The sequence below is a fragment of the Acinetobacter sp. YH16031 genome, from assembly GCF_013417335.1.
Lineage (GTDB): Bacteria > Pseudomonadota > Gammaproteobacteria > Pseudomonadales > Moraxellaceae > Acinetobacter.
Window position 1 is genome coordinate 1 of record NZ_VPED01000012.1, and the last position, 26,734, is coordinate 26,734.

The 26,734-nt window shown below is 41.2% G+C and carries 21 protein-coding genes; 18 read left to right on the forward strand and 3 right to left on the reverse strand.

The genetic code is table 11. From position 1 onward, the window contains the following. The 18 genes from FTV31_RS07455 to FTV31_RS07540 form a co-directional block, all read left to right on the forward strand. On the forward strand, window positions 1–221 hold a 221-nt coding region (locus FTV31_RS07455), incomplete at its 5' end, for a transposase family protein (RefSeq protein ID WP_180013620.1). A 697-nt stretch (window positions 222–918) separates the two neighbouring features. After that, the gene (ampC, locus tag FTV31_RS07460; protein WP_180013984.1) at window positions 919–2,079 is read left to right on the forward strand and encodes a class C beta-lactamase; all 1,161 of its coding nucleotides are present in this window, start codon (window positions 919–921) and stop codon (window positions 2,077–2,079) included. A 274-nt stretch (window positions 2,080–2,353) separates the two neighbouring features. Continuing rightward, a complete protein-coding gene (locus FTV31_RS07465; RefSeq protein WP_180013986.1) occupies window positions 2,354–3,271 on the forward strand; it encodes a LysR family transcriptional regulator in 918 nt (305 codons plus the stop codon). 205 nt (window positions 3,272–3,476) lie between these two features. Continuing rightward, window positions 3,477–3,959 (forward strand): VOC family protein, encoded by a 483-nt coding sequence (locus tag FTV31_RS07470; protein WP_180013987.1) that lies wholly within the window; start codon window positions 3,477–3,479, stop codon window positions 3,957–3,959. 330 nt (window positions 3,960–4,289) lie between these two features. Further along, window positions 4,290–4,991, forward strand: a complete 702-nt coding sequence (locus FTV31_RS07475; RefSeq protein ID WP_004783164.1) for a VIT family protein — start codon at window positions 4,290–4,292, stop codon at window positions 4,989–4,991. A gap of 531 nt (window positions 4,992–5,522) precedes the next feature. Beyond that, window positions 5,523–6,863, forward strand: coding sequence for an MFS transporter (locus FTV31_RS07480; RefSeq protein ID WP_180013989.1), 1,341 nt, complete (start codon window positions 5,523–5,525; stop codon window positions 6,861–6,863). Window positions 6,864–6,903: 40 nt separating this feature from the next. Then, entirely contained in the window at window positions 6,904–9,450 is a 2,547-nt protein-coding gene (nirB, locus tag FTV31_RS07485; protein ID WP_218948692.1) for a nitrite reductase large subunit NirB, read from the forward strand. A 24-nt stretch (window positions 9,451–9,474) separates the two neighbouring features. Next, on the forward strand, window positions 9,475–11,085 hold the full coding sequence (gene nirD / locus FTV31_RS07490) for a nitrite reductase small subunit NirD (protein WP_180013991.1): 1,611 nt from the start codon (window positions 9,475–9,477) through the stop codon (window positions 11,083–11,085). 280 nt (window positions 11,086–11,365) lie between these two features. Beyond that, complete coding sequence (locus FTV31_RS07495) at window positions 11,366–14,146, forward strand: nitrate reductase (RefSeq protein ID WP_180013994.1); 2,781 nt, start codon at window positions 11,366–11,368, stop codon at window positions 14,144–14,146. Next, window positions 14,143–14,781 carry a molybdenum cofactor guanylyltransferase gene (locus FTV31_RS07500; protein WP_180013996.1) on the forward strand — a complete coding sequence of 213 codons (639 nt, stop codon included), beginning with the start codon at window positions 14,143–14,145 and terminating at the stop codon, window positions 14,779–14,781. The genes FTV31_RS07495 and FTV31_RS07500 overlap by 4 nt, the downstream gene beginning before the upstream one ends. 135 nt (window positions 14,782–14,916) lie before the next feature. Then, complete coding sequence (gene moaA, locus FTV31_RS07505) at window positions 14,917–15,969, forward strand: GTP 3',8-cyclase MoaA (protein ID WP_180013998.1); 1,053 nt, start codon at window positions 14,917–14,919, stop codon at window positions 15,967–15,969. 1 nt (window position 15,970) lies between these two features. Continuing rightward, entirely contained in the window at window positions 15,971–16,222 is a 252-nt protein-coding gene (locus FTV31_RS07510; RefSeq protein ID WP_034170381.1) for a MoaD/ThiS family protein, read from the forward strand. A 1-nt stretch (window position 16,223) separates the two neighbouring features. Next, window positions 16,224–16,772 carry a molybdenum cofactor biosynthesis protein MoaE gene (locus tag FTV31_RS07515; RefSeq protein WP_180014000.1) on the forward strand — a complete coding sequence of 183 codons (549 nt, stop codon included), beginning with the start codon at window positions 16,224–16,226 and terminating at the stop codon, window positions 16,770–16,772. Between the two features lie 49 nt (window positions 16,773–16,821). Further along, window positions 16,822–17,745 carry a bifunctional molybdenum cofactor biosynthesis protein MoaC/MoaB gene (moaCB, locus tag FTV31_RS07520; protein WP_180014002.1) on the forward strand — a complete coding sequence of 308 codons (924 nt, stop codon included), beginning with the start codon at window positions 16,822–16,824 and terminating at the stop codon, window positions 17,743–17,745. Beyond that, entirely contained in the window at window positions 17,745–18,974 is a 1,230-nt protein-coding gene (locus tag FTV31_RS07525; RefSeq protein WP_180014005.1) for a molybdopterin molybdotransferase MoeA, read from the forward strand. The genes moaCB and FTV31_RS07525 overlap by 1 nt, the downstream gene beginning before the upstream one ends. A 14-nt stretch (window positions 18,975–18,988) precedes the next feature. After that, window positions 18,989–19,750, forward strand: a complete 762-nt coding sequence (modA, locus tag FTV31_RS07530; RefSeq protein ID WP_180014007.1) for a molybdate ABC transporter substrate-binding protein — start codon at window positions 18,989–18,991, stop codon at window positions 19,748–19,750. 22 nt (window positions 19,751–19,772) lie between these two features. Then, on the forward strand, window positions 19,773–20,456 hold the full coding sequence (gene modB, locus FTV31_RS07535; protein ID WP_180014009.1) for a molybdate ABC transporter permease subunit: 684 nt from the start codon (window positions 19,773–19,775) through the stop codon (window positions 20,454–20,456). Window position 20,457: 1 nt separating this feature from the next. Further along, window positions 20,458–21,099: an ATP-binding cassette domain-containing protein gene (locus FTV31_RS07540; protein ID WP_180014011.1), complete on the forward strand. Its 642-nt coding sequence runs from the start codon at window positions 20,458–20,460 to the stop codon at window positions 21,097–21,099. Here the strand turns inward: FTV31_RS07540 and FTV31_RS07545 are convergent. The 3 genes from FTV31_RS07545 to FTV31_RS07555 form a co-directional block, all read right to left on the reverse strand. Next, on the reverse strand, window positions 21,089–23,641 hold the full coding sequence (locus FTV31_RS07545) for an EAL domain-containing protein (RefSeq protein WP_180014013.1): 2,553 nt from the start codon (window positions 23,639–23,641) through the stop codon (window positions 21,089–21,091). The genes FTV31_RS07540 and FTV31_RS07545 overlap by 11 nt on opposite strands. A gap of 144 nt (window positions 23,642–23,785) precedes the next feature. Further along, a complete protein-coding gene (locus FTV31_RS07550; protein ID WP_180014015.1) occupies window positions 23,786–25,378 on the reverse strand; it encodes a sensor domain-containing diguanylate cyclase in 1,593 nt (530 codons plus the stop codon). 507 nt (window positions 25,379–25,885) lie between these two features. After that, entirely contained in the window at window positions 25,886–26,383 is a 498-nt protein-coding gene (locus FTV31_RS07555; protein WP_004783133.1) for a Dps family protein, read from the reverse strand. Window positions 26,384–26,734 lie beyond the last annotated feature (351 nt).

Sequence of the window (26,734 nt, forward strand, 5' to 3'; positions counted from 1 at the left end):
GCCTGTTGCCATTAAAAGCCAAAAGACACTGTAAATTGGATCCTGAATTGAAAATCTATAATCAAGAAATCAATAAAAGAAGAATCGGAATTGAGCATGTATTTGGCAGCCTGAAAACCTTCAAAATTCTTGCTGAGCGTTATCGAAATAGAGGTAAAAGGCTTGGTTTGAGATTCAATTTAATCGCTGGAATCTACAACTTGGAACTGAGCAAAAAATGATTTATGAAAGAGGTCTAATAGAAGCTTTCTGAAAGGTTAAACGCACAATCATCCAACCTATATAAAAGGCGTATAAATGATTATATAACGTTTTTTGATTTTAAAAGTGCTAATGGATAGTTGTAGTAATTCAAGATAGATAAATAGGGTTATGGGGGTATATATTTAAATGAGTATTTATTTTTAAGCAAATAGAATAGTTTTATCTTTAGGTTTATTTTTTAAAATATAAATATAATCAAAAACTTACTATATTAAAAGATTTTATTAAAAATAATTTATATATTTTATAGCCTGATTTATTTTTCAAATATATTTTTAATTTTTTAAACATCCTTATTTTGGGAGGTTTTTATTTTAAATGGTAATATTGAAATTCGATTTAATAATTTTTTAGTCAATAAAATAAAAGCTTAAGTTTAGAGATATAGCTAAATTTAGCTTATTTTTATTTAACTCTTATATTTTATTTTCAAATTTTATAGGTATGCCAATTCTATCATTTTTATAAAAAAGTGGAGAAAGCTTGGAATGACTATATGTCCTCTATGAGGGAGCAACTTATAGACAAGAGAGATTGAATAGTTCAGAAATTGAATTCACTAATCAATAGAAAGAGAAATAAAGAATCTACTAAGGATGAGTGGGGAAATAAGTGAGAAGATAACCACTTTCTTAAATGGGATAAAAAATAAGAATGGTTTTAAGTAATGTGAAGGGATTTAAGGCAGGAATCATTGTCTTGGCTATAGGATTTAGCGTTCAGGCAAATGCAGATGAAACAAAGGGATATTATATTAAGGCTGCTATTGATCAGTCATTCAAGCCGCTCATGCAACAATATGATGTATTGGGAATGGCAGTCGGGGTGATTTATCAGGGAAAAAATCATGAATACTATTATGGCCTGCAATCTCATATCGACCATAAAGCTGTAAATCGGCAAACAATTTTTGAATTAGGTTCTGTAAGTAAAATCTTTACGGGCATTGCAGGGGGCTATGCCAAGAGTCAGGGCAAGCTTTCTTTTAATGATCATCCAGCTAAATATTGGCCTGATTTAAAGAATTCAGAAATCAACAAAGTCAGTTTGCTGGAATTAGCGACTTATACGAGTGGAAACTTACCTTTGCAATTTCCGGATCAGGTTAAGACTGATCAGCAAGTTTTAGAGTATTTCCAAAATTGGCAGGTTAAACATCCGCCTGGCCAATATCGGCAATATTCAAATCCAAGTATTGGCTTATTTGGTGAGTTAAGTGCAAGATCAATGAATGTTCCTTTTAGCGTATTGCTGGAACAGACGATTTTTCCAAAACTCAATTTAAAGAATACCTATCTCAATGTTCCGAAAGCACAAAGGGTTCATTATGCTTTTGGTTATGATCAGAACAATCATCCGGTGCGGGTAAACCCGGGAGCTCTGGATGCTCAGGCTTATGGGGTGAAATCTACACTTCCCGATATGCTGAAATTATTAGATACCAATCTGAATCTGAAAAAGAACAAGCCTGATATTAAACAAGCACTTCTGGAAACTCATCATGGATATTTTAAGCTTGGGAAAATGACCCAAGCACTCGGTTGGGAGACTTTTTCATATCCGACGACGCTCGATATTTTGCTGGAAAGTAATTCTGAAAAAGTCGTGATGCAAGCAAATCCAATAGTCAAAAATACTATTCAGGAAAAATCACAAGTCTTTCATAAAACCGGTTCAACCAATGGCTTTGGCACCTATGTGCTGTTTGTTCCGGAAGAAAATTTTGGACTGGTGATGATGATGAATAAAAAAATTCCCAATGCAGAGCGAATCAAGGCAGCCTATCAAGTCTTTCAGTCCATAAAAAACAGTTAAGTTTATTAAGCCTGAATAGAAGGAAATGTCTCATGATTTTTGAGCTAGGGTGTTTCCTTCTTTTGAAAAGAGGTTGAGTCTTAAACTCTAACTGAAGTAAAAGCCTCCTAATTTCGGAGGTTTTTATTTTGTATCGATAAGAGTGGTAGATTTTATTGGTTGAGAAAAATTCATTCTATAAATTTTAAAATGAAATTTAATAATATTAAAGTTCAAAATAGGGTAAGCTTATTTAATTAAGATTGAATCAGATTAAATAGGTTTCAGGGCATTCATGTTAGAACTTCGTCATTTAAAAACCTTAGTCGCGTTACGAGAACATGGCTCACTGGTTGCAGCAGCAGGAGATCTTTGTCTTACGCCTTCAGCTTTGTCCCATCAGCTTCGTGAATTGGATCAATGGTTCGGAGTCGAAATCGTCAATCGCCGTAGTCGCCCGGTCAGTTTTTCCAATGTCGGGCAGCGCTTACTGAAGCTGGCAGATGATATTTTGCCTCAAGTCCATGTTGCACAGAGTGATATCATTCGCATTGTGCATGGGCAGACAGGACGGATCATTTTTTCTTCCGAATGCCATAGCTGTTTCGACTGGTTGATGCCTTTACTGAATCAATATCGTATTCAATATCCAGATGTAGATTTGGATTTCGCTTCTGGCTTTGAGGCCAATCCGCATGAATTATTACAAACAGGGGAATTCGATCTGCTTATTACCGCCGATCCGATTGAACTGAAGGGTATAGAGTATTTCCCGATTTTTGAGTATGAGTCGCGCTTGGTACTGTCGAATACTCATCCTTTAGTGCGTGCCCAAAGTATTAGCGTCCAAGAATTGGCGGAAGAAACACTGATTACTTATCCAGTGGACAAGCACCGTCTGGACATCATGTCACACCTGTTTATTCCAACGAATATTTTACCTAAACAAATTCGGACCACCGACTTGACTCAAATGCTGATTCAACTGGTTGCCAGTGGTCGGGGAATTGCAGCCTTGCCAGATTGGGTAGTGAATGAATATGAGCAAAAAGGCTGGGTGACTTCACGCCGTTTGAATTGTATAGCCCCGAATGGACTGCGCCGGACTTTATATGCAGGTTATCGAACTGAAGAAAAGCAGAAAGATTATTTCGAAGGATTTTTAAAGCAGCTTGACCGATTCTCTAAAAAGAGAATCACATATTATGATTAAGTGGTGATAAAGGTTTCCTCTCGACTTTTTAAAACTATTCTTTTTGATGACGCTTTCAGCCAATTAGATCAATAAATATACAATTCTAAAACAGGCTTACTCTCGTTTTAGGTGAAAGATGGGAAGAGTAGGACTCAACTAATAGATGAGATATTTAAGAGTTCTTAAGTAGTCTAAAACCTATTCTGAAAGAAGAGGTGAGATCATGAATATCGCAAAGAATACCATCTGTCTTTGGTACGATCATGATGCTGAAGAAGCTGTACGATTTTATGCAGAAACTTTTCCAAATTCATCTGTAGGTGCCGTCGTTCTTGCACCTGGAGATTATCCCTCTGGTAAAGCAGGTGATGTCATCACAGTAGACTTTACCGTACTGGGTATTCCATGTATTGGTTTAAACGGAGGACCTGTATTTCAACATAATGAATCTTTCTCATTTCAAGTCGCCACAGAAGATCAGGAAGAAACTGACCGCTATTGGAATGCGATCGTCAATAATGGTGGTCAGGAAAGTGAATGCGGATGGTGTAAGGATAAATGGGGAGTATCTTGGCAAATCATCCCTAAAGCTTTACTTGAAGCATCATACAGTTCAGACCATGGTGTTGCTAAAAGAGCCTTTGATGCCATGATGACCATGAAGAAAATTGATGTCGCTGCAATTGAAGCTGCCATCCGAGGCTAAGGCATGGTCTTGATATCAGTGATTAATGCCATGTATTTAGTTTAAGCGTTTGGCCTTATTACTTATATAAAGTGAGAGGTCATTGTTAATAATCAGAAGTTCATCCTTTAAGGTATAGCCAGTGAGTTGCTTATGGCGGCCGCTGGCTAAAATTCATTTAAGCTTTCTCTATAAATAATTTTTATTTTTTAAAAATAAGTAAATAAAACTCGAAGATATCTCTGAAAGTGAAGATTCATATTTGAAATATTTAGCTTAAAGTAAGATGATAAAATAGTAAGTGGCTAAAATTTAAAATCTTATTTCATCAGCTAGAAGAACGAGAAAGACATGCCTCATTCCCATCATCATGAAAAACACTATATACAACGTTCTGGCTGGTTGCGTGCCGCAGTGCTTGGTGCCAATGATGGAATTATTTCCGTGACCAGTCTGGTTGTCGGGATGGCAGCCAGTGGTGCTTCGTCACAAACACTTTTAATTGCTTGTGTTGCTGGCCTGATTTCTGGTGCAGCCTCGATGGCAGCTGGGGAATATATCTCGGTCAAGTCGCAACAGGATATTGAAAAAAATGATCTCGCCATGGAAGAGCGGGAATTAAATCTGCATCCCGTACATGAATTAAGAGAGCTAAAAAATATTTATATCAAGCGAGGTTTAGAAGCTGATCTGGCCGAAGAAGTGGCAAAACAGCTTACTGCACATAATGCCTTGGATGCGCATGCGCGTGATGAAATTGGAATTCTGGAACAGACAGCTGCCCGGCCCTTTACGGCGGCATTTTCTTCAGCATCAGCATTTACGGTAGGTTCTTTATTTCCATTGGTATCCATTTTGGTTTTGCCTTCACATTTGCTAGATCAGGGCGTCATGCTGGTGGGAGTGCTTAGTCTGGGAATGATGGGAGCATTAGCCAGTTATGCGGGTGGTGGCAGCATGTGGAAAGGCGCACTGCGTGTCATGATTTGGGGCATCGTTGCCATGCTATTCAGTTTCTGGATTGGCTCTCTATTTAATGTTGCTACCACGTAATCATTTAAAAAATATGGAATAAATTTACATTGTTTTCTATATGTCCAAAATTCAAGTGAAGTACATAATCTTGAATTAAAATTTTTCAAATCTAATTGTATTAGACATATCTAGATTCTTAAGTAGCTAACTCATTTAAAAAATTTAAGATTTAACTACAAGTTTTTCTTTAATTAAAAATATCTAGTTTGATTATGTTCTTCCTTGCACTAAAGCTGTGCCAAAAGGTGCATTGAAGTGGCAATTTTAAAATCCAGATATAAATATGCTGAGAAAAATAAGAGAGAGCTTGGTTCGAAGTCACTATATTTTAGAAAAAATATAAAAGTACCTCTAGATAATTAATATAAATACAAATACTTATTCATAGAATTATTTTATTGGCACGCTTTGTGCTTGATAGAATTTGAGTCAAAGACGACTCTAAAGAAATTTGTAAGACGGCCAATGACGTCCGTTCTGATCGCATCTGGTGTGCAGCAATTCGCATAGTAGATAAGCCTATACGTTCAGTTCTGGAAGGAGATGGTGATGTCTTCAAATTTATATGAAAAGAAAGCAACAAAAATAAGTCTTTTGAATTTCAGCAGCGCAGCAATGAGAGCCTTCCATATGAGTTGGCTCGCGTTTTTTGTCTGTTTCTTTGCCTGGTTCGCCTGCGCACCGCTGATGCCTGTGATCGCAGGTGAATTCAGCTTAACCAAAGATCAAATCGCCAATATCAATATTGCAGCAGTCGCGATCACCATTCTGGTTCGACTGATTGTCGGTCCGCTATGTGACAAATATGGTCCACGGAAAACCTATACCGCATTACTGGTGCTTGGCAGTATCCCGGTCTTTGGTGTTGCCTCTGCGAATAGCTATGAATCCTTTCTGTTTTTCCGCTTACTGATTGGCGCCATTGGTGCCAGTTTCGTCATTACCCAATATCACACCAGCATCATGTTTGCGCCGAATGTAGTGGGTACTGCCAATGCGGCATCTGCAGGTTGGGGAAATGCAGGTGGTGGTGCAACTCAAGCCTTGATGCCCTTACTTCTGGCTGCGCCGGTAATGTTCGGTGTTGAACAGGCGATGGGCTGGAGAATTGCCTTAATTGTTCCGGGCCTGATGATGCTGATCGTCGGTGCATTGTACTGGAAATTCACTCAGGACTGTCCACAAGGCAACTTTAAAGAACTGCGCGCAGCAGGAATTCAGGTAGGTAGCGAGAAAAAAGGTGGCATGGCAATTCTGATGCATGCTGCACGTAACTACCGTGTCTGGATTCTATTTGGCGCTTATGCGGCCTGTTTCGGTATCGAAATCTTCATTCATAACATCGTAGCCATGTACTATGTAGAAAACTTCAGCTTTGATTTAAAAGAAGCAGGTATGACGGCCGGGATCTTCGGTCTGCTAGCACTGTTTGCCCGTGCACTGGGTGGCATTGTTTCAGATAAAGTCGCCATCAAAAAAGGCCTGGACGGACGTACCAAAGTGCTGTTTGCCATGATCTTGATGGAAGGCTTATTCCTGATTTTATTCTCGCAAATGAACAGTGCCATGCTGGCCATCATCACAATGACTGTCTTCGCATTATTTACCCACATGGCATGTGGTGCAACGTATGCGCTGGTGCCATTTATTGACCGGGATGCTTTAGGGGGTGTGGCTGGCATTATCGGTGCAGGCGGTAACGTGGGTGCGGTCGCAGCAGGATTCTTACTTAAAGGCATGCTGGATATTCAAACCTGTCTGATGGCACTTGGCGGCCTGGTCGTGATTGCAGCAAGTTTTGTTCTGATGATTCGCTTCTCGGTTGAGCATAAAGCCAAAGAGCAAAAGCTGTATGAAGAAGCTGTCCTTGAACGAAACAACCTGGCTTAAAACACAAGATACAAGATTTAGAAAATTTAGGAGAAGGAATATGAAACTGGTAATGATTGGCCATGGCATGGTAGGACACAAATTTATTGAATCTGTGCTTGAGCATGCGGGTGATGAGGTTGAAATCACGATTCTGGCAGAAGAGCCGCGTCTGGCTTATGACCGTGTACATTTAACTGAATATTTCAGTGGAAAATCTGCAAAAGATTTAACTTTATGTCGCTCTGACTTTGCAGATGCGTATGGTATTGACCTGCGTTTAGGTACTAAAGCGGTTTCCATCAATCAGGTAACACGTACAGTAACCACCCAGCATGGCGAGGAACTGACCTATGACAAGCTGATTCTGGCAACGGGTTCTTATGCTTTTGTGCCGCCAATTCCGGGTAATGACCGTGAAAATTGCTTTGTTTACCGTACTATTGAAGATCTGGATGCCATTCGTGCAGCGAGCTTAAATGCCAAAACGGGTGTAGTCATTGGTGGCGGCCTGTTAGGTCTGGAAGCGGCAAAAGCGCTGCGTGACCTGAATCTGGAAACGCATGTGGTCGAATTCGCACCACGCCTGATGGCAGTTCAGATTGATGATCTTGGGGGTAAAGTATTACGCAGCAAAATCGAAGATCTAGGCGTTAAAGTCCATACCCAAAAAGCAACCTCGTCTATTGAAGAGGGCGTAAATGCCAAACACGTGATGAAGTTTGGTGATGGTGCCGAGCTAGAAACCGACATCATCCTGTTCTCTGCGGGGATCCGTCCACGTGATGAGCTAGCACGTCAAAGCGGCTTGGCAATCGGTGAGCGCGGCGGGATCATGATCAATGATTATTGCCAAACTTCCAATCCAGACATTTACGCGATTGGTGAATGTGCGCTGTGGAATAACAAGATTTTTGGTCTGGTTGCGCCAGGTTACGACATGGCACGTATTGCTGCGAAACATGTACTGCAAGAAGAATGTGCAGCATTTGCTGGCGCAGACATGAGCACCAAGTTGAAACTGATGGGTGTTGATGTTGCCTCAGTTGGCGATGCACATGCCATGACACCAGGTTCACTGAGCTACTTCTATGCCGATGAAGCGGCACAGATCTACAAGAAAATTGTGGTCAATGCAGAAAAAACCAAACTGCTGGGTGCAGTGTTGGTCGGTTGTGCCAAAGAATATAACGACCTGCTGCAAATGATGCTGAATGGTCTGGAAATCCCGGAAAATCCAGAAAGCCTGATCATGCCAGGCTTTGATCAGGCAGCAGCGAAAACTGGCGGCAGCGGGGTAGACTTACTTCCTGACAGCGCAACTATCTGTTCATGTAACAACGTTTCTAAAGCAGATATCTGTTCTGCGATTGCCGATGGTTCTACTTCGCTTGGCGCACTGAAAAAATGCACCAAAGCCGCAACAGCTTGCGGTGGCTGTGCACCGCTGGTGACGCAAGTTCTGAAATCTGAGTTACAACGTCAAGGCGTTACCGTAAACAATCATCTCTGCGAACACTTTGCTTATTCACGTCAAGAGCTGTATCACTTGGTTCGTGTTAATGAAATCAAGACCTTTGATGACCTGATCCAGCAACATGGTCATGGTCTGGGCTGCGATATCTGTAAGCCAACAGTGGCAAACATCCTGGCATCTTGCTGGAACGACTTTGTCCTGAAACCAAGCCATGCCGGCCTGCAAGACAGTAACGACTACTACCTCGGTAACATTCAAAAAGATGGTACTTACTCTGTCGTTCCTCGTATGGCAGGTGGTGAAGTCACTCCAGATGGTCTGATCGTCATTGGTCAGATTGCTAAAGAATATGGTCTGTATACCAAACTGACTGGGGGCCAGCGTGTCGATATGTTTGGTGCGCAACTCCATCAATTACCAGAAATCTGGGAAAAACTGATCAATGCCGGTTTTGAATCGGGGCATGCTTACGGTAAATCACTACGTACTGTTAAATCTTGTGTTGGCAGCACCTGGTGCCGTTATGGTGTAGACGATTCTGTGGGCTTGGCGATCTATCTGGAAAACCGCTACAAGGGTCTGCGTTCTCCGCACAAGTTGAAAATGGCGGTATCTGGCTGTACTCGTGAATGTGCCGAAGCACAAAGCAAAGACGTCGGTGTGATTGCCACTGAAAAAGGCTGGAACCTGTATGTCTGTGGTAACGGCGGTATGAAACCGCGTCATGCTGAACTACTGGCATCAGATCTGGATACACAAACTTTAGTCCGCTATATCGACCGTTTCTTCATGTTCTATATCCAGACGGCTGATCGTCTGCAACGTACTTCAGTATGGCGCGACAACCTCGAAGGCGGCTTAGATTATCTGAAAGATGTCATCGTCAATGACTCACTGGGTCTGGCAGCAGAACTCGAGCGTCGTATGGAGCATGTAGTGGGCACTTATCAGGATGAATGGCGTACTGCAGTTGAAGATCCTGAAGTCCGTAAACGTTTCAAAACCTTTATTAATGCCAAGGCTGAACAGCAAAACGATCCGCACGTTCAATTTACTGAAGTGCGCGGTCAGATCCGTCCAAAAACTGAAGCTGAACGCAATGCCAGCCGTATTCCGGTAGTCGAAGCCTGATTCAAAGAATAAAGGAGCAAGAATATGACAATTTTAAAAGATATGAATGAACTGAATTGGGTTGAAGTGTGTGCACTGGATGACATTACCCCAAATACTGGCGTAGCGGCATTGGTGGAAGATCAGCAAATTGCGATATTCCGTGTGGGCTCAGAAAAACGTGTTTATGCACTCAGTAACCAAGATCCATTTAGTAAAGCATTTGTGATGTCACGCGGTATCATTGGTGACCTGCAAGGCGAGCGTGTAGTCGCTTCACCAATTTACAAGCAGCATTTTAGTTTGGCGACTGGCCGCTGCCTGGAAGATAAAGATCAAAAACTGCTGGTTTTTCCAAACAAAATTGAAAATGGCAAGGTGTTCATTAGCCCCGTGCCACAAAAAACCTATATCACCAACAACGGTGTTTCACCGGAAAAAATGAAACTGGTACTGGTCGGTAATGGTCTGGCAGGCATGCGTTGTCTGGAAGATCTGCTGGATATGGCACCAGAACGTTATGAAATTACTGTGATTGGTGAAGAGCCTTGGGGCAACTACAACCGCATCATGCTGTCGCCAGTGCTTTCTGGCGAGAAAACCATTGATGACATCATGCTGCATCCACATGCCTGGTATGCCGACAAAGGTATCCGTCTGATTGCTGGTGATCCAGCAGTACGTATTGATCGTCCGCGTAAGCAGGTGTATACCGAAAAAGGCGAAATGATCAGTTATGACCGTTTGATTCTGGCGACGGGTTCCAAGCCATTTGTTCCGCCAATTCCAGGTAGCGACTTAAAGGGCGTACTTAGCTTCCGCGACATTTATGACGTGAACAACATGCTGGACTACTGCAAAACCAAACAAAATGCGGTCGTCATCGGCGGTGGCTTACTGGGCCTGGAAGCTGCTTATGGCCTGAAACAGCAAGGCATGAATGTCACAGTATTGCATCTGATGGATCGCATCATGGACCGTCAGTTGGACAGTAAAGCCAGCCAGATGCTGAAAACTGCGATTGAACAGAAAGGCATCACCATTCTGACTGAAGCGAATACCGAATGCCTGATTGGTGAAGAAGGTCATGTGACCCAAGTGAAACTCAAAGATGGGACTGTAATGGAAGCTGATTTGGTGGTCTTTGCAGTTGGTATTCGTCCAAATATCGCATTGGCGCAAAGTGCTGGTCTGCGTTGTAATCGCGGTGTGCTGGTAAATGACACCATGCAGACTTTTGACCCAAGTATTTATGCGGTGGGTGAATGTATCGAGCACCGTGGTCAAACCTTTGGTCTGGTTGAACCACTTTGGGGCCAGGCGTTCATTTGTGCATCACATCTGGCCGAGCATGGCAGCTTGACCTTTAAAGCGCCGACGGTTCCGACTCAGCTGAAAGTGAGTGGTTGTGATGTGTTCTCTGCAGGTGACTTCGAACCAAAAGATGATTTTGAAGATATCGTACTGAATGACGAGAAACGTCAAATCTATAAACGCATTATTATTCAAAAGGATAAAGTCATTGGTGCGGTGCTGTTTGGTGATACGGAAGACGGTGCCTGGTATGCCGAACTGATTGCAGATCAAACCCCAATTGCAACGATTCGTAACAAGCTGCTTTTTGGTCGGGATTTTGCATTAAAGAAAGCAGGGTAAAAAATCAATTTGTCATGGTGAAACCAAGATCCGCGGAAACGTCATCCGCAACTGTTTGAGCCAAGACAAAATATGAAAATGAATGTTTCTGCGACCTTTTTGATACATGCCAGATGAGGACGAGTTTTGCGGATGACAATGGTTTTGCCTACTTTTCCCGAAAGAAAAGTAGGTCGAACCGAAGGTTGATCCAAATAAATGAGTTGCATTGAAAAGACACCGTTGTAATGAACCTTTTTTGAAAAGAATTAAATTGTGTTTCAACTCCTAAGGAGCATCCATGAACAGTATTCCCGTTGTGGAAATTGAAAGCTCCACAGAATTAAAAACTAAAACCACACAGACCACGTGCCCATATTGTGGCGTGGGTTGTGGTGTGACTGCACATGTAACGCCGACCACATCAGGTCCGAAAGTGACTGTTGAAGGCGATGCCAATCATCCTTCTAATTACGGTAAGCTGTGTATTAAAGGCAGTAATTTGGCCGATACCCTAGGACTTGAAACTCGTTTACTACATCCAATGCTGGGTCGTAAAGATCAGCGTGAAGTCACGAGTTGGGATACTGCAGTTTCGTCCATTGCCAATAAATTCCAGCAATGCATCGACCAGTATGGTCGTGACAGTATTGCCTTTTATGTTTCCGGTCAGCTGCTGACCGAAGACTATTATATAGTGAATAAATTCGTCAAAGGCTATCTCGGTACTGCAAACATCGATACTAATTCACGTCTTTGCATGTCCTCTGCGGTTGCGGCACATAAACGTGCCTTTGGCGAAGATTTGGTTCCAGCCAGTTACGAAGATTTTGAACATACCGATATGGTGGTACTGGTCGGTTCCAATACCGCTTGGTGCCATCCAGTATTGTACCAACGCATTATGAACGCCAAAGAACAGCGCGACCTGTTTGTGATCGTGGTTGATCCACGCTTTACCAGCACCTGTGAAGCAGCAGATTTGCATTTGCCAATTCTGCCGGGTCAGGATGTGGCGCTATTTAATGGTTTATTACAGTACTTGCATCAGCATGGTTACGTTGATCAAGCATTTGTTGCGGCACATACCCAGGGGCTGGAACAGGCTTTAGCGAGCAGTTCTACTGAAGCTTCGATTGAGGATGTGGCTGCACGTACCGGTATTTCAGCAGTTAAACTCACTCAATTCTTTGAAAAGTTTGCCCAGACAGACAAAGTAATAACGTTGTTCTCCATGGGCGTAAACCAGTCATCACGTGGCGTCGATAAAGCCAACAGTATTATTAACTGTCATTTGCTCACCGGTAAAATCGGCAAACTCGGTGCAGCGCCATTTTCCATGACCGGTCAGCCAAATGCGATGGGCGGGCGTGAAGTCGGTGGTCTAGCCAATATGCTGGCTGCACATCTGGATTTAGAAAATCCGGGACATCAGCAGCTGGTACAAAATTTCTGGCAAAGCCCGTATATTGCTAAACAAGCAGGACTGAAAGCAGTCGATTTATTCCAGGCCGTTGAAAGCGGCAAGATCAAGGCGATCTGGATTATGGCCACCAATCCGGTGGTCAGCTTGCCAGATGCCGATCAGGTCAAACGCGCCCTGGACAAATGTGAATTCGTGGTAGTGTCTGATATCTGTCAGGATACGGATACCACACAATATGCTGATGTCTTGTTACCTGCTTTAGGTTGGGGGGAAAAAGATGGCACCGTGACCAATTCAGAACGTCGTATTTCCAGACAGCGTGCTTTTTTAGATGTACCGATGCAAGCCAAAGCTGACTGGTGGGCGATCAGTCAAGTGGCTCAGAAGATGGGTTTCACAGGTTTTGATTTTAATAATAGCCATGACATTTTTCTGGAGCATGCCCAATTATCTGCTGAGCAAAACTCTGATTTAAGTCAGCGATCTGAAACGCCATATTTCCGCTATTTTAATTTAAAAGGCCTAACCGATTTAAGCCTAGCTGAATATGATGAACTGAAACCGGTACAGTGGCCAGTATGGAGAAAAGATCAGGCAGAAGATTCAGTAGCTCGACTCTATAGCGAAGGCCAGTATAGCCATGCAGATGGCAAAGCCAAATTCATTGCAATTTCAGCGGTCAATCCGGTTCATCAAACCTCTAGTGAATATCCTTTAATTTTGAATACTGGCCGGATTCGTGACCAATGGCATACCATGAGCCGTACCGGTTTATCGGCGAATTTGAGTACGCACCGTGCCGAACCTTACTGTGAAATTCACCCGAATGATGCACTAAAATACGGGATTCAGGATGGTGAATTGGTTGAGGTGAAATCGCAGTGGGGCAATTGTGTCTTGCGTGCGACTATTAGTGACAATATCCGCCGTGGACAGGTCTTTGCCCCGATTCACTGGAATGATCAGGTCGCATCCGATGCCCGGATTGGCAAGGTGGTGAATTCGGTAGTGGATGCTATTTCGGGTGAGCCAGAATTCAAGCATACTCCGGTTATCATCCATCCATTTTATAGCCAGTGGCAAGGCGTATTTTATGTGCGTCAAGGCTTTGAAAAAATCGTACAGCCGTCGATTGAAGCTACCGTGTGGTGGACTAAAATCACTACCAGCAAGGCAATACGTTATGAACTGGCAGACCGGAAGAAATTTAGCTATACCACTGAGCATTTAAAAGAATTATTGCCATTTCAGGATGAAAGTTTTGAATGGCTGAATCTTGAAGATCAGACCGCCCATATCAGTCATAGTGTGATACTTCAGGATGGTCATGTGATTGCCAGCCTATATATTGCACCGAAGGCCTTATTGCCGGACCGCGACTGGGTGGCAAGTCTGTTTAAACGTGAACGTTTAAGTGCTATGCACCGTAAGGCTCTACTTGCCGGACAGCCGATGTCGATGGCAAATAATGAAGGTCCACTGGTGTGTAGCTGTTTTAAAGTCGGTAAAAACCGCATCATTGAAACCATTAAAACTAAAAATATTACGGATGAAAAACAGGTGACCGCATGTTTAAAAGCCGGAGGGAATTGTGGTTCGTGTTTACCTGAAATCCGTGGCCTGATTAAAACATGTCAATTGGAGACGGTAGAATGAAAAAAGGAGCCGAGAGAGAAAATAATAAAACAGCCTATCCGCGTACTGATCTGGTGATTCTTGCGGGTGGACAGGCAAGACGCATGAATGGCATCAATAAACTGTTGCAGAAATTCGATGACCAGATTCAGCTGATCAAGATTCACCAACAGCTGAAATCGAATGTTGCACAGGTCTGGATTAACAGCCATCGCGACTATTCCATTTACCAGAAACTTATTCCTAGTGTTCATTATTATCTAGATGATGAGCCAGGATTCCAGGGGCCGTTAATGGGCATGAAAAGTGCCTGGTCGCATGTACAGTCGGATTATGTGCTGTTTGTTCCTTGTGACCTAACTTATATTCCTTCCAGAGTATTGCTCAAGTTGCATCAGGCTCTAGCCAAAAACAGTCTGGCTGAAGTGGCTTATGTGGAAATTAACGGTAAGCCACTTTATCCATTTTGTCTGGTCAAACGCAGCAGTCTGGCAACCCTGAACTTACATCTTGAACAGGAACAGCGCAGTCTTAAACACTGTTTTGCTGATTTGCACGCACAAGTGGCACGTTTTAAAAATCGTGCGCTATTTTTTCACAGTATTAACTCGCTGGATGAACTGCAACAGTATCAACAGCTCAAATTTCTGCACTAAAAACTGAATATTTTGCTTTTGGCACAAAGTTGGAACACTTATTGCAATTCTAATTATTACAAGATTGGGCGATTTGAGTTTCGCGCACCGCATGTGTGCAACAACCCACCCAATGCCTGAAGATGGATGTTCAACATGAATATGATGACACAGCTTAAAAATGATGCCTTGTTTGTCGATCAGTTCGGTCGTGGCAAGCGCAAACTAAGGATTTCAGTGACCGATCGCTGCAATTTCAAATGTGTTTATTGTATGCCTGAACATCCGGAATGGATGAAAAAACACGATCTGCTCAGTTTTGAAGAGCTGTATCAATTTTGCGATTTTATGGTGCGTCATGGCATCCAGTATATCCGCATTACCGGTGGTGAGCCTTTAATGCGTCAGGGCGTGGTGCATTTTGTTGAACAACTGCAAGCGCTGAAAAAGCTGGGACTACAACGCATTTCCATAACCACCAATGCGCATTACTTAAAACGATATGCACAGGCCTTAAAGCAGGCGGGACTGGATGACCTGAATATTAGTTTGGACAGTCTGGATGCTGATCAGTTTAAACAGCTGACTCAAAAAGATTTAGCACCTGTGCTGGAAGGAATTCAGGCAGCACAAGTTGCTGGATTACCGATTAAGATCAATACCGTATTGATGCAGGGTATCAATGATGATCAGATCCTGCCATTGGCGCGCTGGTCAGTTCAGCAAAACATTGTCCTGCGCTTTATCGAATTTATGCCACTTGATGGTGATCACAATTGGTCTACTGAGCATGTAGTCAGTGAACAATACATTTTAGAAACTTTGGCGACTGAATTTACGCTCACTCAAAAAACTAATAATTCTGCCCAATCAGCTTCGGAACCCGCACGCCAGTATCTGATTGATGGCCATCCGATTGGAATTATTTCAACCATTACCAATTCATTTTGTGGCAGCTGCGACCGCTTGCGATTGACTGCACAAGGTGAATTTTATAACTGCCTGTTTGCACCTCAAGGTTTGAATCTTAGAAAGGAAATCAAATCACTAAATGCATCTGTAGCTCTAAGTGAGTTGAATTTGTATGGTGCTTTATCCCGATATATCTGGAACAAAGAACAGGGCTTTCATGCCATAGAGCAGCGTTTAAAAAATCAAAGTATGAATCAAAACAGCCGCAAAATTAGTATGCACATGATAGGAGGCTAAGATGTCACAGATCAGAATCAGAATTGAAGCCTTCGGTGCGGTAGAGCGACAGTTACCGCAAGATCTCGAAATTATCTGCAAATCTCAAAGTACCGTATCTGAAGTTTTGAATCAGGTGGGACAAGATTATCCTGATGCATTTGGCATGATTGAACGCTGTGCCTGTGCCATCGGTGAAGATATCATTTCACGTCAGACACCTCTTCATGCTGACAGTACTTTGGTGCTGTTGTCACCTGTCGCAGGAGGCTGAAATGAGCAAATTCAAACAGATTTCCCGGATCCAAGATACTGCTTTAGATCTGGAAAGTTTTGATCCGATCCAGTCTTTTCCTGAATGTGGTGGAGTCGGCGTATTTATCGGAACGGTACGTAATCACCATGAAGGTAAAGCAGTCAAGGCACTGAAATATACGGCCTATACACCTGTTGCAGAAAAAATGATTCGCCAGATTGAACAGGAAATCCGGGCCAAATACGGCGTGTCCTATGTGCGGGTGATTCATCGAATTGGGGCATTAGATATTGGTGAAAAAGCCATTATCGCGATTGCTTATGCTGCACATCGACGTGAAGCTTTTACCGCTTGTGAGGAAGCAGTGGAGCGGGTTAAACATGAAGTGCCAGTCTGGAAAGAAGAATTTTATATGGATGGCAGCAGTCAATATGTTGAGGGGTGTTGTATCCGTAAAGATGTAGAAACTGCTCACACGCATCGTCATTCAGAACATTCAGATGAGACAAATCAACATTGCCATCATGCCAAAGAGAATACGCCATTCATCTATCAATGGCCGATATAAGTCAGAACAGACACACGTTTTAAGAAGAAATGAACTATAGGAACATGCAATGAAAAATGTCGGGATGAAAGCAGAAAGTTATCGGACTGCAGTGGCTACAGGGATTCTGCATGCACCGCCACATTGCATTGAGTTATTACGGAATGGCAATACGGAAAAGGGTGATGCACTAAAGACAGCTCGCATCGCCGGGATTTTAGGGGCTAAACGAACCGATGAACTGATTCCACTTTGTCATCCCTTACCAATTTATCGTGCAGATGTGGAATATGAACTGTTTGATGCACATGTCGAAATTATTGCCACAGTAGAGACTATTGGTCCAACTGGTGTGGAAATGGAAGCCTTGACTGCCGTTAGTCTGGCTGGATTAACCCTCTATGACATGCTCAAACCACATTGTGAACCGGAAGACTTATGTCTGGATCAATGTAAATTGCAAAAGAAAAAAGGCGGTAAATCGCATTTTACCCGTGTCTTAAAAGAAGCCTTGTCAGCATCCATCATTGTGCTTTCAGATACAGTCGCTGCCGGTAAAAAACCGGATACAGCAGGGCAAAATGTCCTAGAAATATTACAAGAAGCCAATTTTGAAAATATTGCCTATCAGGTAATTCCAGATGATCCTGAACAATTATTGGCCTTGGTTCATCAACAGAAAAATGACTATTCATTGATTTTAACTGTGGGTGGAACAGGCCTAGGCCCTAAAGATTTAACAGTTGAAACTTTACAGCCTTTACTTAAACGGGAAATTCCTGGACTCATGGAAGCTTCACGCAGTTTCGGGCAGAAACGCACGCCGTATGCTGCTTTGAGTCGTGGCGTTGCCGGTTATATTGATAACAGTTTGGTAATGACTTTACCGGGCAGCCGACAGGGCGCCAAAGAATCTTTAATTGCTGTACTACCAGCGTTAGTACATTTATTTGATGTGCAAAAAAATATTCCACATCAAGGTGGTTATCAATAATGTCTGGATGCGGAGCAGAACATGGCCTGATTACAGTAGATCAGGCTTTAGAATTGATTTTGCAGCATACTCAAGTGTTAGTAACTGAACGACTGAAGTTGAATCAGGCCTTAAATCGTTATCTGGCAGAAGATATTTATTCTGGGATTAATCTACCGTTATTTTCGCAAAGTGCCGTAGATGGTTATGCACTGTGTACCCAATCTGCAATTGAACCAGAACGCGAATTCCAACTGATTGGTGAAATTCGGGCGGGACAACAGGGTGAACTGCAACTTCAGGATGGTCAGGCCGTCAGGATTTTTACTGGCGCTAAAATTCCGCTTGGGACTACTACGGTCGCACGTCAGGAAATTGTTCAAGCGATCGATTTATCCAGAATCAAAATTACGGAACAGCTTAAAGTTCATGCCGATATTCGCGATGTGGGCGAAGAAATTTCAGTCGGGCAATTATTGGCCAATAAAGGTCAACAGCTGTCAGTCGGTGCAATTGCCTCTTTAAGCATGGCGGGAATCAATACTGTTGAGGTTTTTCAATATCCTAAAGTGGCTGTGGTCATTACAGGTGATGAAGTTGCTGAAAGTATAGAAGACTTTGAAGCGGGTAAAATCTTTGATGCCAATGGCCCCTTGGTTGAAGCCTGGTTTCAGCAAGCCGGGCAGCAGGTTGAAATTTTTCATGTTGCAGATACTGAGGCCGCAGTACGGGATCTCATTCAAGAATTATCAGCAAGCCATGACCTGATTTTAACCACAGGCGGTGTATCCGTCGGAGATTATGATTTCATTCGGCCTGTAGCACTAAATTTAGGCTTTGAACAGATATTCTGGAAAGTAAAACAGAAGCCGGGCAAGCCGATGTTCTTTGCCCAGTTACAGCGCAATGATAGTTCACATTGTTATCTGCTGGGTTTGCCAGGCAATCCCGCAGCAATGTATGTGGGCATGCAGATCTACACCGCAACTTTATTAAATGCTTTACAAGGACACAAATCTCAGCCGAACTGGTTTAATGCTGTACTCACCCATGATCTGAAAATAGATGCTAGAGAACGTTTTTTAAGAATGTCTGCCAGCTTTGAGCAATCGGTTTTACGAGTTAAAAGTCTGTCCAAACAGCAATCACATATGCTGAGCAATCTCATGCAGGCCAATTGTCTGGTTCGTATTCCGGCAGGAAAAAGCTTGAAAGAAGGGGATCTTGTTCAAGGTTTATTTATTCACTGATGGGGAAGATGCACATGAAAAAAGCTCTGTTTTTATTCATGTGCATGGCCATGATGTTTACTTCAGCCCATGCAGGAACAGTGAGGATCTACGCGGCAGCGAGTCTAAATAATGCTGTGACCGAAATTTCCAGAATTTACCAAGCTCGACATCCGCAAACTAAGATTATTTCCGTATTTGGTGCATCTTCTGCTTTAGCCAAACAGATCGAAGCAGGAGCCAGCAGCGATCTATACTTTTCAGCTGATCAGGACTGGATGAATTATCTGGTACGAAAGAAACTCATAAATTCCAGTTCAGTTCATCCCATCCTGTTAAACCAATTAGTGACGATCAGCCCGAAACATCTGAATATTCATTTTAAACCCCAATCTAATTTTAATTTTGCCCAATCTTTTAAAGGTTATGTATGTACCGGGCAAATGGAGTCAGTGCCTGCCGGGAAATATGCCAAGCAAAGTCTGACCCAACTGAACTGGTTAAATGGCTTGAAAGGACGAATTGTTGGAACGGATGATGTACGCTCGGCTTTGGCTTTCGTCGAACGCGGTGAATGTGAAGTGGGGATTGTCTATAAAACTGATGCCCTGATCAGTCGAAAAGTGAAAATCATCGGTACTTTCCCAGCAAGTTCACATAGTCCGATTGTTTATCCTTTAGCTTTGACACGGCAAGGTGTGCAGAATAAAGAAGCAGTGCAATTTGAACAATTTATACAAAAAAGCGTGCAGGCCAAAGCCATCTTTAAAAAATATGGATTTAGGCTGAACCCCTAATGGCTGGAGAAATAACTGCAAGATGTTAAGTCCAGAAGAACTCAGTGCACTCTACCTGTCTGCCAAAGTGGCTAGCTTTGCAACCTTATTCTGCTTACCTTTTGCAGTAGTATTGGCTTGGGTTTTGGCCAGATATGAATTTCGGCTTAAATTTGTGGTCGAAGCATGTTTGCAATTGCCAATGGTATTACCGCCTGTGGTTTTAGGTTACTTACTTTTGGTGCTGTTTGGTAATCAAGGCATGATTGGCCAATATCTCAATACACTCGGGCTGCAACTGGCATTTAACTGGAAAGGGGCGGTATTGGCCTCGATGATTGTGGCATTTCCGCTGATGGTGCAACCGATCCGTTTGTCATTTCAGCTCATGAATCAGCAACTCGAACATATCGCAGGTTCATTGGGCGCAGCACCGTGGAAAGTGTTTTGGAGTATCAATTTACCTCTGGCGATTCCCGGTATGCTGATTGGCAGCATCTTATGTTTTAGCCGCAGTCTGGGTGAATTTGGCGCCACCATTACTTTTGTGGGAAATATTCCGGATGAAACCCGCACTATTCCCATCGCAATTTATTCCTTACTGCAACAACCGAATGGTGAAGAAATGGCGATGCGTCTGGTGGTTTTATCTATTTTTTTGGCATTTACTGCCTTAATTGCCAATTATTTTATTTTGCAAAACTATCAACGGAAATTGGGAGGCTGAAATGTTGAAATGTGATTTTCAATATCAACAAGCCGATTTCAGATTAAATATTAAACTGGAAATGTCGCAGCAACTGTTAGGGATCGTGGGTGCATCTGGAAGCGGAAAAAGTACTTTACTCAAAAATATTGTTGGACTATTAAAACCTGATCAAGGATATATTCAGTTTAAACATCAGGATTTAGTCAATACAAAAGAGAAAATTAATATTCCAATGCATCAGCGCAAAATTGCATTAGTTTTCCAGAATGCTTTGCTGTTTCCACATATGAATGTGCAGCAGAACCTATGTTATGCAGAAAAACTGGTATCTAGAGCAGATCGAAAATTCCAGTTTGAAGACATCGTAGAATTATTAGAATTAAAGCCTCTAATTTATCGCAAAGCCCATCAGCTATCAGGTGGAGAAGCGCAGCGCGTTTCTATTGGTCGGGCATTATTGTCTTCACCAAATTTGTTGCTACTAGATGAACCTTTAACGGGACTGGATCAACAGTTAAAACAGCAGATTTTACCTTTCCTAAAACGGATTAAAGATGAGCTGAATTTACCGATGATTTATGTGACCCATCATTTAGAAGAGTTAGCTTACTTAGAAGCTGAAACTGTACTGCTCAAACAGGGAACATTAATCAGGAACTGATTAACTCTAGCTGATTGAGCTGGGCAGGTTTTGCATAGTAAAAACCTTGCAGATAATCACAATGATGTGATTTTAAACACTCAGCCTGTTCAGGATTCTCAATTCCTTCCGCAACGACTTCCAGATCCAGCTTATGCGCTAGGGTAATTATGGCTTCAATAATTGCCTCATCTCGTGGATTGCCGGGTAAATGCTGTACAAAGCTACGATCCAGTTTGATCTCATCGATCGGTAAGCTACGTAAATAACTTAAACTCGAATAACCAGTGCCAAAGTCATCCACCGAAACTTTAATCCCCAAAGCCCGGACATTTTTTAAGATCTCAATCGACTTATCACCGCTGGCAATCAGCATACTTTCAGTCACTTCCAGTTTAAGCAGCTCATGCGGGAATTCAATTTCCGACAAGAGTTGCTGCAGATCGCTCAGGAATCCACTTCTTTTAAACTGTAAGGGAGACAGATTGACGGCAACCGAAATTTGAGTCTCATGCTGCATATTCCAGGCTTTGACTTCCTCACAAGCCTGTCTGAGCACCCATTCGCCAATCGAGACAATTTGACCAGTTCTTTCTGCAAAAGGAATAAAATCGACAGGAGAAATAAAGCCTTTTTCTGGGTGTTGCCAGCGAATCAAGGCTTCCAGACATTTGACCTTGCCCGTTTCACTGTCCAGAATTGGCTGATAAAACAGTTTAAACTGCTGTTCATGCAGAGCGACCATCAGTTCATGACGAAGCTGTACATAATCTACCTTCGGTAAAGGCTCTTTCGTGAAATTATACCAGTGCCAGGTATTACCCCCTTCGGCATTGGCGTCACGCATGGCATCCTTGGCTGCATTGATAAACTGCTTAACGCATTTGATGTCGGGATCAGCATCAGCGACACCGATACTTGCACTCAGGTGAATGTCATAACCATCTACGTGAAAAGGCTGAGATAATCCGGCGATGATTTCTTCGGCACGTACAGCAACTTGCTTGAGATCATTCATTTGAGTTAATAAAATTGCAAACTCATCTCCTGAAAATCTGGAAATTACATCTTCCGGCTCCAGGTTTTGGCTCAGACGATTGCCCACTAGTTTTAAAATTTTATCGCCAATATCATGACCGAGGCTTTGATTCAAAGGTTCAAAATCATCCAGATCCAGATATAAAAGCACTAGATTTGCAGAACCACTCTGCGCTAGATGCAGTTTTTCCTGAACCACTTCTTCAAACAGCTTATTGTTGATAAAGCCGGTTAAATGGTCATGTGATTCCTGATAAGCGATTAGTTCTTGCTGGGCAACATGCTGACTCACATCCTGTTGAATGGCAATGAAATGAGTGCACTTATGATTTTCATCAAAGACTGGACCTAGGTTTAGCTTGTTCCAGAACCAGTGTCCATCCTTACGATAATTTTTCAGGACAATCTTGATTTCAGATTTATTCTGAATGGCTTCGCTGATTTGCTGGACGCTTTCCGCGGAAGTATCAGGTCCCTGCAAGATGCGGCAATTTTTTCCTTTGAGTTCTTCCAGGCTATAACCGGTAATCTGCTCAAAGGCCGGATTAACATATTCAATAGGCTGGTCATTTTCTGCCGAAGTTAAAATAATGCCATGCGGATTTGCATCGACACTACGTTTCATTAATCTCAGCATTTCATTGTTTTGATAGCGTTCAGTTATATCGCGTGCCACGCTAAAAATACCGACAATTTCACCATTCATTTTAATTGGCAAAAAAGTTAAATCGAGCCAGTATTTCTGTCCTGCCGAGTTATGTGCCTGAACTTCAAGGTGTCCAGTCAGACCATGCTTGGCCTGCTCAAAGGCTTCTAAGGCAAGAGGGCGATGTTCAGGTTCAATAAAATGGTCAATTTTAGTTCCGATATGCGATTTAACACCAACTTCGTTAAAAAATTTGGTGGCCAGATTGGCATCTACAATATTGCCGTCCAGATTATGCTCAAAAATTGCATCGGGATGAAAAGAGAAAAATGACTGATATTTATCTTTGAGATGATTTCGTTTTTTGCGTTCTTCATACAACTCAAAGGTTAAGGCGATCAGCGAAGCCGCATATTGCAGAAGGTCAATTTCATTTGGAGTAGGGGACTTGATCGAACGATAATAAGTACCAAAAGAGCCAAAAAGTTTGCCACTCCCGTTGGCAATTGGTACCGACCAGCAGGCTCTTAAACCATTTTGTTTAACCAGATGTTTATATGCGACCCAGTTCGGATCATTGAGTAAATCCTCACAGACCACTAAACGACGATGATATGCAGCTGCACCACACGCGCCTACATTCGGGCCGATTTTTAGATCTTTTAAAGCTTCTACATATTCTCTGGAAAAATAGGCTGGTTCTTTTATTAAATTAAGCGTTTGTTCCTGTTCCGAATACAACATGACAGATACCAGTGCATCCGGGATTTTGTCCCCTAACCATAAGGTAATCGCATCTATGATATCCTCTAAGGCAGCAGCTTGACCAATCAGATTAAAAATCTCTTGGCTGGTGCCTCCATTATAAAAAGAAGTCATATTGTATCCTTAAGTATAAACCTCTATATAAACCTAGAAGTATTAGAGAAATTATACTGTTTTTTTGAATAAAAGATCTAAACCCTATAACACAATAACAAAATAATATATTTAAATTATCTACTTAATAACTGTATAAAAATATTATAACTGAGCACTTTTTTCACCTGTCACCACACGATTTCTCCCTAAATGTTTGGCTTGATATAAATTCGTATCTGCTTGTTTTAAAACTTCTTTGATATCAGACGAAGTTAAAGGCCAGTGTGCAATACCGAGTGAAGCAGTGACTATTCCTACTTCAAGTAAATAAGTCGATGCCAGTTTATGTCTTAATCTTTCAGCGATTTTAGTTGCATGTGAAATCTCTTTGACTGGCGCAAGAATAATAAATTCTTCACCACCAACGCGACAGCAAATATCCTGTTCACGAAAACTTTCCCGAATAAATCCGGCAACTTTGGTTAATACCACATCACCCATATCATGCCCATGACGATCATTAATTTTCTTGAAATAGTCAATATCCAAAACCACCACAGCAAAATAAGTTTTATTGCTAATTAAATCATTTAAAAATAGTTCAAAGCCACGACGATTATAAAAGCCGGTTAAAGGATCGGTTAAAGTATCCTGTTTAAGTTCTTCAATCTCCTGATTAAAAACGTTTACACTAGATAATAGGGACTTCTTGAATTTAAAAACTTCAAAATACCAAGGCTTAATATGATTAATCTTTTCAGTGATACCTGGATCATTCAAATGACTTGCCATTTTGGCAAGATCATTTAATGGAGAGGTAATAAATTTCGAAATACGCCAGATGATTAAAAAGATAATAATATAGATAATAAAAATTGTACCAATCACTTTATAGGCAAGAAGACGGGCTTGAGCGAATAAATCTTCTGTAGGCTGCTGAAATACCACAGTCCAGTTAGTCGTAGGAATTTTTGCAAAACCTGCTAGTTCACTAACTCCCATATCATTGTTTAATTTTATTTTTCCTGAGCTATGTGACTCCATATAAGCTAAACCGGTATTGTGTTGGAATGTTTTTCCAATTCTCTCTCTTTCTGGATGATAGATAATTTTATCTTCTTTATCAAAAACATATAAGTAGCTATTTTTATAACCATAATTTTCGCTTAAAAGTGTCTTTAATAAGGATTCTTCATGTAAATAGATAAACCCTGCAATAAAGCCTTGGTATTTATTATTCTGATCAAAGATTGGAAAACTAACCAAGACGACCAGATTACCTTTTAATGAATAATAGGGTGAGGAAATATAAGGCTTCTTTGATTCGAGTGATTTACTAAAGCCCAAAGACCGAATAATCGCAACTTTATCTAATTTCAAGATTTCAGGCGCATATTCGATGACATGGCCATCTGCATCGCTGATCAAAACACTGCTAAAAGAATTAGATTGTTGCATCAATCTATTTAATTCAGATTTCAATAACTGTTCATTATGAAAATCACTTTTAATAATATTGGCACTGAGATTTAAATCATTAAATATATTTTTAAAATATAAATCAGAAATAGAAGCAACTTTAGCTGCATACTCATAATTAGTTGCAAGAGAATTATTAATCAGTTGTTGTCGGTGAATTACATTGCTTACAATCAATGTAATTGAAAAAAGAATCACCAGACTTACAAGTAAAAGGATTAAAATCAATTTACGTAAATTAAGTTTGAGTGAAATGAGTAACTTTTGAACACTCATAACTTAATCCCCTGAATCTTTCAGAAATACAAAATGTATACAATATATTTCAATAATTATATTGTGTGATATAGTTCTCTATTTTAGATGAATAATATTCAGTTTGTAAGCATTTTTGAAGCTTAATCTATTGCTTATTTTGTAAGCAGAAATGGTTTGGTCCATTTGTTGAATATATTTAAAAGATATGGGGAAAGAGACTGAGCTCAAAAACATGATTAAATACTGATTTAGTAAAAATTATATTTTTATAATATAAGAAATTTTTATTTAAAAACCAAATTTTCTGTCTAGCCTAATATAATTAAATAGATAATAAATAAAGGTTTATTTATTAAAAAATAATCTGTTAAAAGGTAAATATTTATTTTTCAAAGCCTTGACTATAGGGTGGAAGGTGAGATAAATAAGTGCTCAAAAGGATATGAATTAAATTTGAGCACTTATTTATTCTAGAAAAATCTAACTTTATGATTTTAAAATTGTTTTCTCACTGAGAAAAATTAATTACTCTAAAGTACTTCTTAACATCCAGGCTGTTTTTTCATGCACATCAAGACGTTGCGTGATTAAATCTGCAGTCGGCTGATCGTTGACTTCATCAACAACTTCAAAAAGATTGCGTGCGGTACGAGCTACCGTTTCATGAGCATTTACTAATAAACGCAGCATTTCTTGGGCATCTGGTACACCTTCCACTTCTTTAATAGCAGTTAGCTTAACAAATTGCTGGTAAGTGCCTGGTGCAGCAAAGCCTAAGGCCCGGATACGTTCTGCAATCAGATCAAGTGCATTCCACTGTTCAGTATATTGGGTCATAAACATGCTGTGCAAGCTATTGAACTGTGGTCCGGTGACATTCCAGTGAAAATTATGGGTCATTAAATAGAGGGTATAGCTGTCTGCCAATAATTTAGATAGACCTTCGACGATTTTGGCACGGTCTTCGTAAGAAATACCAATATCAATTTTCATAGCCTTAGCATTTTTTTCTGAAGAGCCCATGTTTTACTCCTTAACAATTTTGTAGAGAGATATCTTTTAAAAAAGTTTAATAGTCATGGCTGAGAAGATACAAAATCTTGGTAGCATGAACTTTATGAAATAGCTTTTTGTGACTATTTATAGGTGGAAATAATTTAAGTACTTCTGAGTTATATAGTTTATAGGACGGGCAAAGATATAAGTTTAGGCGTTCTGTATAGCCTGGTGACAGGATTGTAACTGTATAAAGAAATTAATTTTGCCTTATAAAACTCAAATGTCTGGATCAGTTTTTTAAAAACTTGTTTTCATTTTTAGATGATTAAGCCTTTATTTCATGATTTTATCTTTTAGTAAAAACTATCAGCTTTA